The organism is Pseudomonas sp. 14P5.3.2 (assembly GCF_057799175.1).
Map to the genome: position 1 here is coordinate 1 of NZ_JBYOKU010000022.1, position 17,650 is coordinate 17,650.

At 53.4% G+C, this 17,650-nt stretch carries 16 protein-coding genes and 1 tRNA gene; 7 read left to right on the top strand and 10 right to left on the bottom strand.

The window, feature by feature from the left end; all coding sequences use genetic code 11:
- Nucleotides 1–461: 461 nt before the first annotated feature.
- The 3 genes from AC27VU_RS18125 to AC27VU_RS18135 all read right to left on the bottom strand — a co-directional run bounded on the left by AC27VU_RS18125 (nt 462) and on the right by AC27VU_RS18135 (nt 4,187).
- Nucleotides 462–1,097, bottom strand: a complete 636-nt coding sequence (locus tag AC27VU_RS18125; RefSeq protein WP_488724583.1) for a hypothetical protein — start codon at nt 1,095–1,097, stop codon at nt 462–464.
- Between the two features lie 299 nt (nt 1,098–1,396).
- On the bottom strand, nt 1,397–3,631 hold the full coding sequence (locus AC27VU_RS18130; RefSeq protein WP_488724584.1) for an nSTAND3 domain-containing NTPase: 2,235 nt from the start codon (nt 3,629–3,631) through the stop codon (nt 1,397–1,399).
- Nucleotides 3,632–3,971: 340 nt separating this feature from the next.
- Nucleotides 3,972–4,187: a hypothetical protein gene (locus AC27VU_RS18135; RefSeq protein ID WP_488724585.1), complete on the bottom strand. Its 216-nt coding sequence runs from the start codon at nt 4,185–4,187 to the stop codon at nt 3,972–3,974.
- A gap of 404 nt (nt 4,188–4,591) precedes the next feature.
- On the opposite strand from AC27VU_RS18135, the gene AC27VU_RS18140 reads away from it, so the two are divergent.
- Together AC27VU_RS18140 and AC27VU_RS18145 are read left to right on the top strand one after the other, a co-directional pair.
- Entirely contained in the window at nt 4,592–5,572 is a 981-nt protein-coding gene (locus tag AC27VU_RS18140) for a hypothetical protein (RefSeq protein WP_488724586.1), read from the top strand.
- A 274-nt stretch (nt 5,573–5,846) separates the two neighbouring features.
- Nucleotides 5,847–6,299 (top strand): GNAT family acetyltransferase, encoded by a 453-nt coding sequence (locus tag AC27VU_RS18145; RefSeq protein WP_103519806.1) that lies wholly within the window; start codon nt 5,847–5,849, stop codon nt 6,297–6,299.
- A 202-nt stretch (nt 6,300–6,501) separates the two neighbouring features.
- Here the strand turns inward: AC27VU_RS18145 and AC27VU_RS18150 are convergent, their stop codons facing one another.
- Complete coding sequence (locus AC27VU_RS18150; protein ID WP_400497947.1) at nt 6,502–7,392, bottom strand: LysR family transcriptional regulator; 891 nt, start codon at nt 7,390–7,392, stop codon at nt 6,502–6,504.
- Between the two features lie 121 nt (nt 7,393–7,513).
- On the opposite strand from AC27VU_RS18150, the gene AC27VU_RS18155 reads away from it, so the two are divergent.
- Complete coding sequence (locus tag AC27VU_RS18155; protein ID WP_488724587.1) at nt 7,514–8,629, top strand: NADH:flavin oxidoreductase; 1,116 nt, start codon at nt 7,514–7,516, stop codon at nt 8,627–8,629.
- A gap of 101 nt (nt 8,630–8,730) precedes the next feature.
- On the opposite strand, the gene AC27VU_RS18160 is transcribed toward AC27VU_RS18155, so the two are convergent.
- Entirely contained in the window at nt 8,731–9,903 is a 1,173-nt protein-coding gene (locus AC27VU_RS18160) for a M24 family metallopeptidase (RefSeq protein ID WP_488724588.1), read from the bottom strand.
- Nucleotides 9,904–9,990: 87 nt separating this feature from the next.
- On the opposite strand from AC27VU_RS18160, the gene AC27VU_RS18165 reads away from it, so the two are divergent.
- Complete coding sequence (locus AC27VU_RS18165; protein ID WP_103519810.1) at nt 9,991–10,938, top strand: LysR family transcriptional regulator; 948 nt, start codon at nt 9,991–9,993, stop codon at nt 10,936–10,938.
- Between the two features lie 61 nt (nt 10,939–10,999).
- Here AC27VU_RS18165 and AC27VU_RS18170 read toward each other — a convergent pair whose 3' ends face one another.
- On the bottom strand, nt 11,000–11,329 hold the full coding sequence (locus tag AC27VU_RS18170; RefSeq protein ID WP_400497950.1) for a winged helix-turn-helix transcriptional regulator: 330 nt from the start codon (nt 11,327–11,329) through the stop codon (nt 11,000–11,002).
- A gap of 215 nt (nt 11,330–11,544) precedes the next feature.
- Between AC27VU_RS18170 and AC27VU_RS18175 the strand changes: the two genes are divergently transcribed.
- On the top strand, nt 11,545–12,531 hold the full coding sequence (locus AC27VU_RS18175; RefSeq protein WP_488724623.1) for a zinc-dependent alcohol dehydrogenase family protein: 987 nt from the start codon (nt 11,545–11,547) through the stop codon (nt 12,529–12,531).
- 386 nt (nt 12,532–12,917) lie between these two features.
- On the opposite strand, the gene AC27VU_RS18180 is transcribed toward AC27VU_RS18175, so the two are convergent.
- A tRNA-Ser gene (locus AC27VU_RS18180) sits at nt 12,918–13,005 on the bottom strand.
- Between the two features lie 122 nt (nt 13,006–13,127).
- On the opposite strand from AC27VU_RS18180, the gene AC27VU_RS18185 reads away from it, so the two are divergent.
- On the top strand, nt 13,128–13,799 hold the full coding sequence (locus AC27VU_RS18185) for a Bax inhibitor-1/YccA family protein (RefSeq protein WP_003224442.1): 672 nt from the start codon (nt 13,128–13,130) through the stop codon (nt 13,797–13,799).
- A gap of 69 nt (nt 13,800–13,868) precedes the next feature.
- On the opposite strand, the gene AC27VU_RS18190 is transcribed toward AC27VU_RS18185, so the two are convergent.
- Complete coding sequence (locus AC27VU_RS18190; RefSeq protein ID WP_003224443.1) at nt 13,869–14,195, bottom strand: YceK/YidQ family lipoprotein; 327 nt, start codon at nt 14,193–14,195, stop codon at nt 13,869–13,871.
- Between the two features lie 58 nt (nt 14,196–14,253).
- Nucleotides 14,254–14,691, bottom strand: coding sequence for an Lrp/AsnC family transcriptional regulator (locus AC27VU_RS18195; protein ID WP_007915449.1), 438 nt, complete (start codon nt 14,689–14,691; stop codon nt 14,254–14,256).
- A gap of 150 nt (nt 14,692–14,841) precedes the next feature.
- On the opposite strand from AC27VU_RS18195, the gene AC27VU_RS18200 reads away from it, so the two are divergent.
- Entirely contained in the window at nt 14,842–15,738 is an 897-nt protein-coding gene (locus AC27VU_RS18200; RefSeq protein WP_488724589.1) for a DMT family transporter, read from the top strand.
- On the opposite strand, the gene AC27VU_RS18205 is transcribed toward AC27VU_RS18200, so the two are convergent.
- Entirely contained in the window at nt 15,725–17,614 is a 1,890-nt protein-coding gene (locus tag AC27VU_RS18205) for an acyltransferase family protein (protein ID WP_488724590.1), read from the bottom strand. The genes AC27VU_RS18200 and AC27VU_RS18205 overlap by 14 nt on opposite strands.
- Between the last annotated feature and the right edge of the window lie 36 nt (nt 17,615–17,650).

The following is a 17,650-nucleotide window of genomic DNA, read 5'->3' on the forward strand; positions in this document are numbered from 1 at the left end:
GTTTGTCGAAGGTCCCGGCAGCCGGGGGTAAAGCGGCTCCAGCCTGCGTTATGACCGATGTTTTTTGCTGAATCGAGGTGGAAAGTGCGCAACTTCTTGCGCAGTACTGCGCAAGAAGTTGCGCACTCGGCTGCGGGCCACGTGCCTCAAGGCCTGCAGCGCGATGACCAGGGTTTTTGGGCCGGACAAGTGCGCAAGAAGTTGCGCAGTATGGCGATATGCCAGTCGCACCGATGTGTCTTACAGCATCTGAATGTGAGGAGGAAGCTGGCAGCTATCGGCCATTAGCTGCCGCTCCTGATCGTCAGTTTCCGGCCAAAAGTGGACGTTCGCAACCGACCGCTGATGGCCAATATCGGTCATTGGCTAAGCTCTGCGCCTTTCCTGCAACTTCATCCTGTATCTAGACTGATAGCATTTAGTGGGGAAAGAGGCGTGGACGGCAGAGGGGATGTTCCACATTATCCAAAGTATTGCTGAACAATTGCCAAACCTCTTAGCTGTGACAATGCGCCAATGCTCTCAGTATGAGTGGCTTGATTCGGATAACCGTGCTCCCACCATATTCGCCAAGTAATGCCGTCATTCGATCGAATGACGGTAGCTAGCTTGTTAGCGCAACCAGAAGGAAGCAGCAGATCACCGTTTGCAGTGGGCAAGATCCAATTTGAGGATGCTGAGGCGCAAGGAATTTTGGAAATAAAAATATCAATCTTACTTGCAGCGCCATATTCATCAAACATTTGAGGGAGTTTCCTCAGAAACAGTTCTTCCGCATGGCCGCCACCTTGTTGCGGATTCTCGATGACCCTTAGATTGCCGAGAACGGTTTGGCTACCCCTTATGAAAGGGCCTCGTAAGACATCGGTAGGCTGAACCCTTTGCTGCTGTTTCATGCCTGCTAATGTGACGAGCGCAACGCCTCCAACCCCAGTCTTTATTGGATTAACTATATATCCCATACTTCCGAATGTGCAAATTGTACTGTCGTCATCATCAAACCTTGATATTAAGTAAACATAGCCGGGACGCTGTCTCGCAAGTACGTCAAGTGAACGCTTGTGACGAATGAACTCAGAGCTTTCCACCAGTGTCATGAGTACCTCCCTTGTGAAAAGCAAAATTCCAAGCTTGGCCTGAATCAACGCCAGTATAGTAGATTTTTAAGCGACCGCTTTCGGCCAGAAGCGGTCAATCATGACCGGTTGAAACCACAACCCAAGCTGCTCGTCATTTGTGTCTACAAGATTAAGGGAAATACATACGAAGCTGGAGGTGCAGCCTTCGATAAAATCTTTGACTGCTCCAGCCCTCCGAGCGACCTCTTATGCCCCGATCCCAGCCCCGGGAATCTCTCAGAGGTACCCGAAAGACACCACCAGCCAGACCGCCGAAACTACTGTTCCCTGCTGAACAGATCATCGATATCTAGCGTTTCGAGCCTGTTCTGCTCAGCTCGAGGAGACACATAATTGTGCTCCTCTTCCTCGAAATACCTTTTCATGCGGTACGGTACGTCATAGGCATCCACTATTTCATCAATCATTGCGTTTGAAGGTGATATATGCCAGCTCGTAAACTTCTCATCAATCATATTAGTGAGAGTTCTGTTGGCCGCAGTCAAATCGTACCCATCACTGAACACAATATGTTCTTCAAATATCTCATCAAGCGAGTCGCACATGTAGCTCTGGGCTAACTCTGAGAAAGGCTCTGATGCTTCGGTGATGTCGTTTACTTCTAGCGAGTTAACTAAGTTGCCCAGCGCGCCGAGTTCACTTTCTTTAACTCCAAAATTAATTATTTGCATGACAAAGTCTATTAGCGATGTCGCTGGAACTACTTCATCCTCAATAGCGTCCGCTAGGGTTTCTAAGCAATTTAGATAGCCTATAGAGATGGGGTTGCATAAGATTACATTGATAGTTTGCTTGAGAAGCGTTTTTGCTGAAGATGTGCTCAAGGCAACCCAGATATTCTGATATATTTTCGCAAGATATTCCGGCTGACTGCCTTCAAAGCCTAGAGACTTCTCATGTTCAAAAAGCGATTTGAATATATCTTGTTTTATGCTAGATGAGATCAGCTTGTTTGACGTCATATCCCGCAGCATGGTGAGGGCGCTGAGGCTGCGTAGGCAACTGCAAACTGTTTTGAGCACCATGACGTCATTCGCATAGCGATGAATTAAATAGTCACCAACGGAAGGGTTGAATAATTTGTAGTAGCGCTTCTCCGCAGACATTACTCGAGTAATTAAGGAATTTGATAGATGCCTAACTACAAAGGTAAACTCACGCTTTCCCTTGAAGTTTGCATGCTCGGGCATGCGTAGGCCTGTAGCATAGGCCTTGGCCAAATCTTCTTCTAGGATGTCGTCCCCATTAAATGCAACCAATAGCACCAGTAATCGACCGAAATCATCGAGCTGAGCGTCAAATGGGTGTTCCCAGATTTTCGTCGGGTTATCTAGAAGATCGTTAATGTGATCCCAGTACGATACTGGGGGAACATCGCCTAAACGCTGTGGGTCAGTGATGAACTGTATGATGCGGGGGTTGAAATTGTGGTGGCGGATAATCTTATGATATCGCTTTTCGATGTAGAACGACTCAACATATTCCGGGCTCAGACCAGAGTGCCATATGTGGTTGTACAGGATGTGTGCTTTGTCGAGGTTTGATAGCGATTGAAGCTTTAATTCCATTACGTTCCGATCGACGTTGTTATGCTCAAAGGCATCATTCAGGATCCGGCCTTGGTTAAGAATTGTGGATCGGGATGTCAGTACGAATTTTTTAGTCGCCCGGTCGCGATGGACCCTTTTGATAAAATTGACGATCAGGCTACCCTCATGTCCGGTCAGGGCCTCTAGGTAGTTTTTCCCTAAGAAGTCGTCGAAATAGAACAGTTGCGGCCTCTCAGGCACGTAAGCTTGTTCAGCTTCATGAACGTCATGACTGATGGAGAGAAACTCGAAGCCATTTTTGGCATAGAACAAGATGAGCTGCTCGGCCAGTGTGGTTTTTCCGATCCCTGCTTGACCAGTGATGATGACCGTTCCGAGCTGATTGAGCTTATCTACAGCCCATTCGTAATTACGGGTTTGAACGAAAATTTTCGACTTTTCAACGATCTCGCGCATCATCGCATCGCTTCGACCCATGATGGCATTGTTAAGCAAGTGGACAAGCACCGTAGCGCTACTGATCCAGAGTTTGAAGTGTCTTTGCTCAACCCTACGATGCCTAGCAAGCAAATCGTTCAGATCCTCCTTACCATAGACCTCGACGCGGCAAGATGTATTCAGGGCCTTGACCAGCTCTTTCTTGTTCAACCTTGAGAGCGAATGCGAGACCACCAGGATATAGCGCTCAGGCTTTAGCGCAGTAACCTTGGGCGCTTCCGACGACCTCAAATGGGCTACAAGTTGAGCGAGGGGCGTAGCGGCCCAGTGCTTGGCCTGCAGGATCCACTCACCACCATTCGGGCTGAAATAACGGCCATCGACGCCACCATCTTTGCCGGGTTTGAAACGTTCAAAACGAACGCCCTCTTCGGCGCCGATTAGGTCGGTGCACAGCACCTCGAACTCTTTGTCGTTGAGACGCGAAAAATCGTAGTCGTTCACTCGGGCATCCACTCCATGACAGAGGGATAAGATAGCATTTAGCTATGCAGGGTGAGGATGGTGGCTGGGATCTAGTTGTTGGAAAGGAGCCATAGATCGTTGTCCATAATCTTTGAGCACAAATGTACTCTTTTGATTTAAAGCCTTGCAGTGTTGGAGCATGCTCGACAGAAAGAATTGAGCAGCATTTCGCTCAGGCACGATCAAGGCCTTCTGAGCGCGATTGCCGAGAAAGCAGCTATGGGTCGCCAGCAGCGGATTACCAATGACAGCTAAGGGGCGGAGGCAGTAATTCGTGACTGACCGCTTTTGGCCGAACGCAGACCTGGGTGGGTGAGGGTTAGCCCCCACTCTTTCGCTTGAGCTTGGCCAGTCCTTGCTTGATGTATCCGGCGTTTTCGCCAATCGCCCACAAGGCCCCGCGGACGTTGTCTCCGACTTCAGTGCAACCTTGCTGTTCAACATGAAGCGTCAGCTCCATCAAAGCTGCTTCCAGGCCGAGCTGATTCTGGTAGATCCTTTCCAGCACATCCGATAACGAATATTCGTCAGCCACAGCATCGACTCCTTTTGTAAAAGTAAAAGCATAGTACCGGTAGTGCCCTTCGTGGGCGGTACGTGCTGGATGCTTAGAAATTGCTACAAAGCATTGTGTTTGTTAGGGCATAGCCAGGCGGGGCTAGGGGCATGCAGGCGGCTACGCCCAGTCCATCATTGGAGCCAGCCTGCGGCCGCTCATATCAGAAATTACCGGCCTAAAACGGACACTCGGCCTCTGCGCTCGGTGACTATCAACCTGGCCGGTGTCGTTTCAATAGTTGGTTAATTTCTTTTCGACATCATAAAATGTTGCTAATCTAAATCGCCTTAAGCCGATTAAATTCCTATTGAGTTAGTGCAATTGGCGCGACTTGTCAGAAATCTAAAATTGTAAAATACTTAAATTTAGCGTGAGGGTTCATGAACAAGAAACATATAGCATACTTCGGAATTGTTTTAGCGATCACGCTATTAGCTTTTGCCCTAGACATTTGGTCTTCCAATACCCCTTTCGAGATGGTGGCTAAAACGATATCAAGGCCAAACGGCAGTACGGAGAGTTTTCAAGAAATTTCATATCCATGGAGTGTTCAGGTAATAAATCTCGCAAAGAATTTTCTTTATGGTCTGGCCGCAGCTGTTTTTGTTACGGTTTTTATCGTCAATAAACTAGAGCTTGCCCAGCGCACCGAAAAAGAAGCAGAATTAAACAAGCTAAATGACGCAATAAATATAAATGTATTTGATACGCTGTTTAAAACAATAATACCGGAGGAGATATTTAAAGTAATTAGGCAAGATATTATAGAGAATAAAGTAATTAGAAAGGAGGCCAAGTGGGTCTATAATTTTGAAAAGTGCGACGAGGGCATACGCTGTACGCATACCGTCAGGTATGAATTGCACAATCTGAGTCAGGCAGTTGTCAGTGATCCTGTTAGACTGGACTTGGATCCACTTGGCGGAAGCCCATACAATATTTTGCTGGCCGAGTGCACCTCTATAGATGGCAAGCATCTTGTTCATTACGATCAATCAAAATCAATTAAAAATAATATCAGCATTGTAAGTGATGGAAGAAAGACGTCAGTTGAATATACCATTACCATTCCGCCCGGCAGCTTTGTCGAATACAAAACTGTATATCAACAGATCTATAAAGGTGACATTACAGATTATCAGGGTACAAAATTACCACTTATTGGGCTAGATATAATTGCAACGTACCCGGAAGATTATGAGTTTGACATCGCGCCTGTCATGTCATCACCTTCAAAGCTAACAATCGACAGCACCATACAGAAAATTTATCGAGTAGACGGCGGTATTTTGCCTCAGCAGGGAATTGTCTTCTTTTTAAAGAAAAAAGATATAGAGCCAGAGCAGAAGATTCTTATATAAGCCACATAAATTATTAGGGCGGCCTAGAGGAAAGGGGAGCTATAACTAGCATTCTTTATGTTGCTTATACTGTTTATTGGAAATTCATGCTAAAGACCTAGCATGACGCAGACAACGCTGAGTTTACGCATCGAGTCGGAAGTAGCCGTTCGTAGGCGTCTGCTTCTGGCCGATAGCTGACTCTCACGAACGGCTACTTTCGACCAAAGAGAGACAGTGGACATTTCCCACGCCAAGGCGCTAGCGTGAGCCCCTTCAATTCGAGGGCTACACCATGGATGCTATTGCCGACTACTCAAATGAACACCATCGTCGTTGCGTCGTGGAACTCTGGGAAACCGTATTCGGTTACGAAGCCGCGCATAACACCCCCAGCCTGGCTATCGACAAAAAACTAGCCGCAGCGGATGGCCTTTTCTTTGTGGCCCTGTCAGGACTAGAAGTTGTTGGCACCGTTCTCGCCGGATACGACGGCCATCGTGGATGGTTGTACTCGGTGGCGGTGCACCCGTCGCACCGCAGAAAAGGCATAGGGAAGAATCTAGTCCGTCATGCAGAGGATGCTCTGACCGCGCGAGGCTGCATGAAAATCAACCTGCAAATCGTCAGCTCAAATGAAAGTGTCAAAAACTTCTACGAATCTCTGGGGTACTCGACCGAGCCGCGAATCAGTATGGGCAAAAAGATCGAGTCGAATATCGAGATGCCTGGAGAGCAGGCTTGGTAAGCGTCCGCTTTTGGCTGTGGATTCAACCGGTCGACGTAACAGATTGGCTAAATCGTTCTGCCGGTCAACGCCCCCTCCGCTGTGTTGGTCACACTTGATGCAAACGACTGGTCAAGTCGAATGCAAATGAGCGGGTAAGTGGAATGCAATTCTCCAGCTGAATTCGGGCACCGCAGAGGCGTCGGTTGCAGGTAAATGTGCGTCAGCCTGATTTTCTGATCATATCCAGCTCATCCTCCAGCGCGCCTAAGAATATTTTGACCCGCATAGGCGTAAAACGTCGGCTAGGCGTCACGGCCCAGACCGAGAGATCCTCCATTTCGGCATCCTGTAACTCAACGATTTCAAGCTTGCCGTCGCGCACTTGGCGGATGATGTCCCATGAGGTCAGCATGGCGAGGCCGAGACCTTGGATCGCTGCGCTTCTTACCGCGTCTACGCTGCTGGTGTTGACACGACCGTTTACACGCTTGCGAGTGAGCTCTCCATCAATGATGAACGGCCAGCGCGGAATGGCTTGAAGCTGAATGCAGTGGTGAGCCGCCAGCTCAGTCAACTTCGTAGGTCGGCCATTGCGGCGTAGGTAGTCAGGCGATGCACATATCACGCGGGGGTTTGAAGTAACTCGCTTGGCGACCAGTTCGGAATCTCCCAACGGTGCAAGGCGAAGGGCTAGATCCAGCCCTTGTCCGACGATGTCGATCACTTTGTCCGAGAGATCTAGGTCAACGCTCAGATCAGGATGGGCTTCCAATAAGCGAGAGAGCATAGGCACCACTATTGATTGGCCAAATACGCTCGGTGCGGTCATGCGCAGGACGCCTTTCGCTTTGGCGGACGCTGGGCCCAGTTCGCTTTTCGCACTGTCTTCCGCATCAATTATCGTTGATGCATACGGTAGGAAGAGCTGGCCTTCAGAGGTGAGCGAAACTGATCGGGTGGTGCGATGGAACAAGCGCGTGCCCAATTCTTCCTCCAGTGCGGCCACTCGCCGTGACACCTGCATAGGCTGCACATCCAGTTGACGCGCAGCAGCGGAAAGACTGCCGGCAGACGCGACTGCCTGAAATACTCGAAGGTCGGACGTCAGCATTTTATATCCTTCTTTGTTAAGCCCGCTTCACTGGCAAGAGCCTTTGTCTCGCCGATTTCGCTCGATAGGATGCTTGAAACAGCCGGTTCCATAGTGTGTTAAACGACTTTACGAGGCAATTATGAGCGAAACAAAGCAAGTCATCTTATCGGCCTACGATATCAAAGGCGCGCATTTCCGGAACCGCCTATCGGTAGCACCGATGACGCGGGTAACTGCGACGGAGGACGGCCTGGTCACACAAACTATGCGTGACTATTACCTACGGTTCGCCAAAGGCGGGTTCGGTCTAATCATCACCGAAGGTTTGTACACCGATAAGGCATTTTCGCAGGGGTACCCCAACCAACCGGGATTAGCAGATGAGGAGCAGGCAGCAGAATGGTCGATGCTCAACCAGGATCTGCAGGCGCAGGGCACTCTCGTTTTTGCGCAGATCATGCACGCCGGTGCGCTGAGTCAGGGCAATATCTATCGCCATCACAACATTGCCCCCTCTGCCGTTCAGCCCGTGGGCAAGCAGATGACTGTTTACCATGGCACAGGCTCTTACCGTATGCCTGTCGAAATGACTGAAGCTGAGATCGCGGAGGCCATTCAAGGCTTCGTGGATACGGCAGCACGTGCGGTCGAGGTGGCAGGATTTGATGGTATCGAAATCCACGGAGCGAACGGGTACCTACTCGACCAGTTTTTAACGGCCCACACCAACTTGCGCAATGACTGCTGGGGCGGTGATATCCGTCAGCGCATGAGTCTTCTCGTCGAGGTGGTCGCTGCGGTGAAGGAACGTGTCGGAGCGAAAGTGCCGGTGGGCATACGTATTTCTCAGGGCAAGGTCAACGATTTCAAGAACAAGTGGCTCGGTGGTGAAAGCGACGCTCAAATCATCTTCAGCACTCTGGCTGATGCTGATGTCGATTTTATTCATGTCACTGAATATGAGGCGTGGCAGCCTGCATTCGAGGGTTCTCAAGACAGTCTCGTCGCTATGGCCAGGAAGTATGCTCCGGGCGTGTCGATCATCGCGAACGGCGGCCTTCATGATCCAGATCGTGCAGCCGAGGTAATACGTTCGGGGGCTGATCTTGTGGCGCTGGGGCGCGGCGCGCTCGGCAATCCTGACTATCCTTTGCTGATCGAGGCAGGCGCAGAGCTTCGTGAGTTCGATGGTTCCATCCTTCAGCCCATCGCCAACATCAAGGAACGTGAATTGGACGTAGAGTTGTGCGAATAGCCGCGACTAACTCGTAGACTTAGGAATAGCGGCGCGAATGCCCGTCCCATCATCAGGGCGGGCATTGCAGCTGCTATTTAATCCGTGTCAGGAATATGGCGTTACAGGCGGGCTGGGCAAGTTGAAATCAGTTCTACGCGATCAGCGTGCACCAGCACGTTATGCTCGAACTTCACGAAGCCAACGTCTTTTCGTCCAGCCATGCATTCGATGGCAATTGCCATGCCGGCCTCAATCTTCGTTTCGTTGCCAGGCACCAACCAAGGCGATTCCCAGCCAATACCGTAGGAATGCCCGTGCAGCGGGTATCCGCAATAAATCTCTCTGCTCTGAAGTACCTGCAGAACGACGTCATACAGCGCTTGTGCCGACACCCCCGGCTTGCACGCGTCAACGCCTGCCTCAATGGCCGCAATTGCGCCGTCGTACACTTCATTCTGTTCAGCTGTCCATTTACCGCCTGCGACGACAGATCGCGAAAAGTCCCAAGTGTAGCCTTCGACGGCTGCCCCGTACATGTCACAGTGGAAGAGGTCGCCCGCTTCAAGCTCGCGTGTCGTCCATTGCGGAGCCATGCCATGTGCGTAGAAGGATGAATGGGGGCCTGAGGAGCAGGCCGCGTCGATCATTGCCGCGCCCCGACGAATAGCAATGTTGTAGGCAGCCGCAACAGCATCGGCTTCAGTGGTGCCAACGGTGGCTGCACTTTTCATCATCGCCTCCATGGAGGCATTGCCCACCTCGGCGGCTTCGCGAAGCAGTTCGAACTCGAAAGCTGACTTATGGGTGCGCAGCCCTTCAATAGCGTAATCGAGCTCTATGAACTGTACGCCCACCGCAGCGCTGAGCAGGCGTTTGTAGACAGACGCAACCAACCAAGGCCCGGCGACCAGGCCTACGCGGGAACTGCCGAGGCCCATTTCCTTTAGCGTTGCCGCAACTTTGTCGGGAACGAAGCCATTTGCCGAGCGCACGTCCTCAACGGCAATCACGTCCCGACGAATCGCCGGTGACTCGGTGACTAAAATGGGTTCGCCTGTCGCAGGGATGATGACGGCGCCGTGAGAAAGTCCCGCCCAGAGACCCGGTAGATCCGGAGCATAGGGAAACACAGGGCAATAGTTGGAGAGGTAGATCAGGTCGTTAGCTGTGTCGACGGTGCCGCCACCTTTACCCCAGATAACCAGTGCCTCAACGCCGTTGGCCTTGGCAACAGCTTGGGCGCGCTTCCAACGATTTTCAAACTCAGACCGGGGAGTGCGATTCGTAAGCAAGGTGTCATCCTCTTGGAATGCTTAAATGAAGCACCGAGCTTAATGGCGAGGTTTGTTGACGATAAGGCAGTAAGTTCGTTATAGGTTATGAACTTAAAGTTGATAATCGAGGCGAATTTGCAATCCACATCGAGCGGTCATAACCCGGCACTTCTCCCTGGACTTTCGGTGTTCGTGACGGTGGCCCGCAATTTGAGCTTTGCCCGTGCTGCCTCCGAGTTGGGTGTCAGCTCTACGGCGGTCTCCAAAACGATAAAGCAGGTGGAGGCAGCGCTGGGCGCCAGGCTCTTTAATCGCACCACGCGCAGCGTTTCCCTGACCGATGCCGGAAGTCAGTTACTCAAGACTGTCGAGCCTGCGCTGGCTTCCGTGGACAGCGCCATCGATCAGATCCGATCAGACTACGATCAGCCGAGCGGGGAACTACGCATCAATTCCTCCCACGTCGCGTTCGTCTCCTTGATCGAGCCTCATCTCACCGAGTTCTTGCGGTTGTATCCGGCGCTGAGCGTGGAAGTTTCCATCGACAACATTCTCAGCGATATTGTGGGAGGGGGATTCGATGTCGGCGTGCGGTTGGGGCATACCGTCCAGCAAGATATGATCGGCGTGCCTCTGGGGCTGCCCCAACATCGCATTGTCGTTGGTTCTCCAGACTACTTCCGTCAACACGGCGAGCCTAAGGAGCCCCAGCTACTGATAGCCCATACCTGCATTCGTCAGCGACTTCATACGCGAGGGCAATTTTACGAATGGGTATTCTGGGTTAATGACAGAAATCAGCAGGTCAACGTGACTGGCAATGTCATATACGACGAAATGCGCGCGGTGGTTTCTGCTGCGTGCAAGGGTGTGGGGCTAGCCTACGTATTTCGCCAGTTTGCCGAGAAAGAGCTTGCCGAAGGAAAGCTGCGCGCAGTGTTGGAACCCTTCAGTCCGGTCGGGGAGCCTTTCTATTTGTACTATCCCCACCGAACGCACATGCCCGCCAAGTTGAGGGTCTTCGTGGATTACCTCAAAGCCAAATGCCCCTAGCCTGCTGACCAGGTTCTATAGTGCGAAAGCTCCTTAAGTATCTCATCCAGAGCCAAGGCTTTCAGTCGACTGCCGTTGCTAGATTGTTGCAACTCTCTGCTGCTCTGTGCTTTTCAATTTCGTCCAGCAGGTCGGAGTTTTGTTCGGCCCAATCGTATAGAGCCATCAAGGGCTCCACAAACCTGACCCCATTTTCAGTAAGCGAATACTCAACCATGGGGGGAATAACTTGGAAGACTTTACGGACGATCAGTTGGTCTCTTTCAAGTTCGCGTAGGGTCTGTGTCAGCATTTTCTTTGAGATACCGGGCATGGAACGTTGGAGCTGGCCGGTGCGCAGCGGCCCGAAGCTCAGCACGTAAATCACCATCGAAGACCACTTGGGAGCCATGAGAAAGTGGATCCTGCGGGGAGGGCAGGTCTCGTAGACCACTAGGGGGTGACCTGGATTTCGAGAAGTAGGGATGTTCATGGTTACCTTTTGGTGCCTACGTTACTAAATAGTGCCTAGTAGACAGAATAGACCTATTCCCCCAATCTTAACTGATACTTTCCTTTCAGTCCTGCCCATCTCAAGGAGGCACTCTCGTGTCCACGCCGCTGACTATGCATGCCCAGGTTCTAAAAGATTACACCGATGGGACGCTACACCTTACATCCGTAGTAAAGCCTACCGCTGGCCCCGGCCAAGTTCTCGTCCGCGTCGTTGCCAGCGGCCTAAATCCAATTGATACCAAGATCAGAGCTGGCGTCGCCCCGTATGCAATGCCTGAATTGCCCGCGATTCTCGGCACGGATTTAGCCGGTGTGGTTGAGCTCGTCGGTGAAGGGGTTAGTCGCTTCAAAATAGGGGATGAGGTCTACGGGCTGACCGGGGGCGTACGTGGGCTTCCCGGCACATTGGCTGAATATTCAGCGGTAGATGCAGACCTACTGGCGCTCAAACCAGAAAATCTGAGCATGCGTGAAGCTGCTGCTCTGCCACTTGTATTCCTCACCGCCTGGGAAGGCCTCGTAGATCGTGCAAATGTCCAGCGGGGGCAGCGGGTATTTGTGCAAGGTGGCGCAGGTGGCGTTGGGCACGTCGCAGTCCAGATCGCAATCGCTCACGGAGCACACGTCTTCGCAACAGCTTCTGCGCAAAAGGCTGATATCGTTAAAGCATATGGCGCGACCCCCATTGACTACCGCAGCACAACCATCGAACAGATCGTGAGTGAATACGCGGACGGGGTTGGCTTCGATTTGGCATATGACACCGTGGGCGGGTCGAGCCTAGATGATGCTCTGGTTAGCGTTAAACCTTATGGACATGTTGTCAGCTGCGCGGCTTTTGGTGTGCATAACCTGGCGGCAGGCTCACTCCGGTGCGTAACCCTTTCAGGAGTGTTCGTCCTTCTACCTATGCTCAGTGGGAATGGCCGCGCACATCATGGTGAAATCCTGGAATTCGCAACCCGCTTGGCGGAGGAGGGCAAACTCAAGCCTTTGGTAGATGAGCACGTCTATTCGCTAGAGGAGGCCCAAAATGCACACTCACTGGTTGAATCCGGTCAGGCTGTAGGTAAGGTGGTGGTCAACGTAGGGTCTTGAACTCCTAACATGTAGGCCAGATGGCTACCCTTGAGCCAGATTCGCTCACAAACGCCAGCCGTTGATCCCAAACTAGGTCTGCTCAAACAACATCTGGTGAAGTAGGGCGCACATTGCCGAGCTCTAATTCAAACGCTTGATTTCTTCAGGCTGACTGAGTCGCCCCGGATTTCGTAGCCACTCCTAGTTGTCCGCTTTTGGCCGAAAGCTGTCCGTTGAAGACACCCGCATGCCCAGGTGGGTCGACGTCGAACCAGTGATGTCGGAGAGAAGGGTTGCGGAAATGACCCAAAAGATGCGGAAACGATGGGCAGAGATGGACGCAGAAATCTCGAAACCCAGAAACGACAAAGCCCTGAATAATCAGGGCTTTGTCGTACATAAGATGGCGGAGGCGATGGGATTCGAACTCATGGACCTGTTACAGTCGACGGTTTTCAAGACCGTTGCCTTAAACCACTCGGCCACACCTCCGTTGCGTTGCGGGCGCCATAATACCTGAATGAAACACACTGTCAAACTCTGTGCATGGCTTGTTACAGAGCGTCTGTTATGATCTTTGCGACTGAACGTTTCAAACCAACAGGAGTGTCGCCATGCGCGAACAGGATTACGCAGTTCACAACAGCGTGCAGGCTGAGCAGCTAGAGGTTAGCCGCGTCCTGCGCAACACTTACGGCTTACTGGCGCTCACCCTCGCATTCAGCGGTGTGATGGCTTTCGTGGCTCAGCAGATGCGCGTCGGCTACCCGAATATTTTCGTGGTGCTGATTGGCTTTTACGGGCTGTTCTTCCTTACCAACAAACTCCGTGATTCCGCGTGGGGCCTGGTGTCTGCATTTGCGCTGACCGGTTTCATGGGTTTCCTGCTTGGCCCGATCCTCAACCGTTACCTGGGCATGCAGGGCGGCGCTGAAGTGGTCAGCTCGGCATTTGCGATGACTGCGCTGGTGTTTGGTGGTCTGTCGGCCTACGTGCTGATCACCCGCAAGGACATGAGCTTCCTCGGTGGTTTCATCACCGCCGGTTTCTTCGTGTTGCTGGGCGCAACGCTGGCGGGCATGTTCTTCCAGATCAGCGGTTTGCAACTGGCGATCAGCGCCGGCTTCGTGCTGTTCTCGTCGGTCTGCATTCTGTTCCAGACCAGCGCGATCATCCACGGTGGCGAGCGCAACTACATCATGGCGACCATCAGCCTGTATGTATCGATCTACAACCTGTTCATCAGCTTGTTGCAGATCTTCGGCATCATGAGCCGCGACGACTGATCGCTGTTGTGAAATAACGAAAAACCCGCTTCGGCGGGTTTTTTGTTGTCTGCGAAAATACAAGCGCGATCAGTTGATCACAATGCTGCCGTCCGCCTGCTGCTTGTAGAGGGTGTAGGGCAACAACAGGGTGTCGAGTACGCCGGATGCGGCGGCATCGATCAGCACGCCGGGGTTGGCGTTCTTGTAGTCGAACGCATCAACGCCATCCTTCAGTTCGGCATGCATCAGGCAGAAGTCGTATGTCACGCCGCTGTAGATCCGCGGTACCGCACCGCAGTAGGTTTTCTCGTTCCTGAGACGCTCAGCGGTCTTCTGGTCACTGCTCACAACGGTCTGCACCGTGCCGCACCCGCTGAGCACCAATGCCATCAGCATCACTGCCTGAATATTCATCGCCGCCAATCCTTCGTCGGAAAAACCTCAATCTACGCCGAATACGCGCAAAACGCACTCATGCCATCGGCGGCAATCGACGTTTGACCGGGGTTTTCTTGACTATCGCGGTGTTGGTTTCAGCCAGTGTATTGAGCCGGTCGAGCAGGGTGTCCAGTTGCTCCATCGAGCGCACGTGCAGGCGCGCGATAAAACAATCTTCGCCGGTGACCTTGTCGCACTCGGTGAACTCCGGGATCGACAGGATCTGCCGTTCCACTTCCTGCAATTGCCCCGGCAGCGGTCGCACCCGGACGATCGCCTGCAGTTGATAACCGAAGCATTTGGGATCGATTTCGACCGTATAGCCCTTGAGCACGCCACGCTCTTCCAGCCGGCGTAACCGCTCGGCCACGCTGGGCGACGACAGGCCGCTGATCTGCGCCAACGCCTTGAGCGAGCGGCGCGAGTCTTCCATCAGGGCGCTGATGAGGATCTGGTCGATATCGTCGGTCATGGGGCAACTCCGGGATTAGGCATTTGAAGGAAACCACCCGCGATAAAGAAGGCAGAAATCCAGTTTAGCCTGCTTTTTACGCTGGAGGCGTGCGCGGTCGGCTTGGCATACTTTTGCCACGCTTTCGTCAAACGCCAAGGGAGATTAATGATGGACACAACAACCCGTCGCGGCTCGTTCGAGATGACCGCCGCGATGCTGATTTCCGGAACCATCGGCTGGTTCGTGCTGGTATCCGGGCAGCCGGTGCTGGACGTGGTGTTTTGGCGTTGCGTGTTCGGCGCCGGCACCTTGCTGTTGATTTGTGCGGCGTTCGGCTTCTTGCGCCCGGGTATTCTGACCCGCACCACGTTCCTCCTCGCGGTACTCAGCGGTGTGGCGATTGTCGGCAACTGGGTGTTGTTGTTTGGCTCGTATTCCCGGGCCTCGATTGCCATCGGGACGGCGGTCTACAACGTGCAGCCGTTCATGCTGGTCGGCTTGGCGGCGCTGTTTCTCGGCGAGAAAATCACCCTGCAGAAACTGTTCTGGCTGGCGATTTCCTTTCTCGGCATGTTGGCGATCGTCAGCGCCCATGGCGGGCAGGGTGAGGGCGGTGGCGAGTATCTGCTGGGGATTGCGCTGGCATTGGGCGCGGCGTTGCTCTACGCGATAGCGGCGCTGATCATCAAGCGTTTGACCGGCACGCCGCCGCATCTGATCGCCCTGATCCAGGTCTGCACCGGGGTGCTGCTGCTCGCGCCGTTCGCGCACTTCAACGGCCTGCCGCAAACCAGCGGAGCATGGGCCAGTCTGGTGACGCTGGGAATCGTCCACACGGGCCTGATGTATGTGCTGCTGTACGGTGCGATCCAGAAACTGCCAACGGCACTGACCGGCGCGCTGTCCTTCATCTACCCGATTGCGGCGATTTTCGTCGACTGGTTCGCCTTCGGCCATCGCCTGGAAACCCTGCAATGGCTCGGTGTGGCGGCAATTCTGCTGGCCGCCGCCGGCATGCAACAGGGCTGGGGCCTGAAAACCCGGCGTCAGCTCAAATCGGTTTGATCAGATCCTTGAACAGGCCTTTTAGCTGCTGATTGCCGGCATCCACCAGATGGTTGTCATCGAAGTACAACGGCACGCCGTCCCTGGACCCCATGCAGTTGCCGTTGGGGCACAGGTACGGCGTCGGGTCGATCACCGTCGCGTTGCAGCGGCTGGCGGCGGCTTCGATCGTCGCGATGGCGATGCGGTTGCGCTTCTCATATGTCTGTAATGGCAGGGAAATATCCGTGGTTTGCCGGAACAATCGCTGGTTCAGATTCAGGCCCTTGTAGACGCTGAAGGGCATTTCCGGGATCGGTTTGACGATATACACCGGATGGTTTTCAGCGATCGAACACACCGTGCTGACGTACTCTTCGGTATACGCGTCGGCAAACGAGGCCTGCCGCTCGGGAAAGGAAATCCGGTAGCTGTTTTCCCGATCCGAGTCCGCGTACAGCGCCGCGCGGCTGAACAGCACCACCGGGATCCCGGCGTACGCGGTTTTCAGTTGTTGCAGCTTCTCCTGATTGAAGCCCCGGCACTGGCTTTCGACGGTCTTGTCGTGCATGGCGAAGTGGGCCAGGGTCGGGCAACCGCCCCGGGACCAGGACAGCGCCGCCTGCGGGTTTTCCATTTGCACCGCCGCTGCAGTCGATTGCGCATGACTGTCGCCATACAGAATCACCGAAACCTCGCCGGTACCCAGTTTGCAATCCGCCGCCCCGAATTCGTTCGGGTAGCACTCCTGTGGATACAGCTTGCTGGTGTATTCCGGCTGGCCGAGCTCGACCAGCGCCGGGCGCCAGTCGGGGTGGTCCTTGACCAGCGAAGACGTCACCGCCGACACGGCAACCACGCCCACTGTCAGCGACGCGAACTTGATCACCGTTCGTGTGGCGGTCGTACCGCTCTTCACCTTGGATTCAACCAGGTAGTAGGACAGGGCGCCCATTGCGAACGACGCGATCATTGCGCCGATCACGTGCGGCCAACTGTTCAACAGTCCGCACAGGTACAGCAGCACCACCAGCGGCCAATGCCACAGGTACACCGAGTAGGAAATGCTCCCGACAAATTGCAGCGCAGGATGGCTGCTGAACGCGGACCGGGTGTTGCCGTGAATCACCAGCATCGTCCCCAGTACCGGCACCAGTGCAATGTAGCCCGGCCACACATCAGCTTCAGAGAAAAACAGCACGCTGATGCCAATCGCCAACAGTCCGAGCCCTTCACAAATCGCGCCGCCGCGCTGGCTGAGCCGCAGGGGAAACAGAAAGACCAGCCCGCCAGCGATCATTTCCCACGCGCGGGTGGGCAGCATGTAGAACGCAAACGTCGGGTTGAGGCGTGTCACAACGACGGATGCCGCGAGTGAGATCAGTGCCAGGGCGACCAGGGCCAAGCGGGTCTTGCCGGTACCGAAGAATCTGTGCAATCCCATGATCAACACGGGATAGAGCATGTAGAACTGCCACTCGACCGACAGCGACCAGGTGTGCAGCAACCAGTTTTCATGCAGCGGCGCAGCGAAGTAATTACCGCTTTGGGCGAAGCTGAAGTTCGAACTGAACAGCAGGCTGCTCTTGATCGTGCGGATGGTTTCGCGCAAATCGTCCAGCGGCAGATAGACGTAGCCAAAGACCAGCAACGCGACGCACAGGGTCAGCAAGGCAGGAATGATGCGTCGGGCGCGGGAGGCGTAGAAACCGAGGAGGGAAAAGTTCTGTTGTTGCACGCCATTGACGATGATGCCGGTCATCAGGAACCCGGAAATGACGAAGAACACGTCTACCCCGACGAATCCGCCCTCAAACCCTGGCACCTTGAAATGAAACAGCACGACCGCGAGCACAGCCAGCGCCCTGAGGGCGTTGATACTTTTCCTGAATTGCATTTATGCGTCCATGTCACATCCGTTGTGGGCGCATTG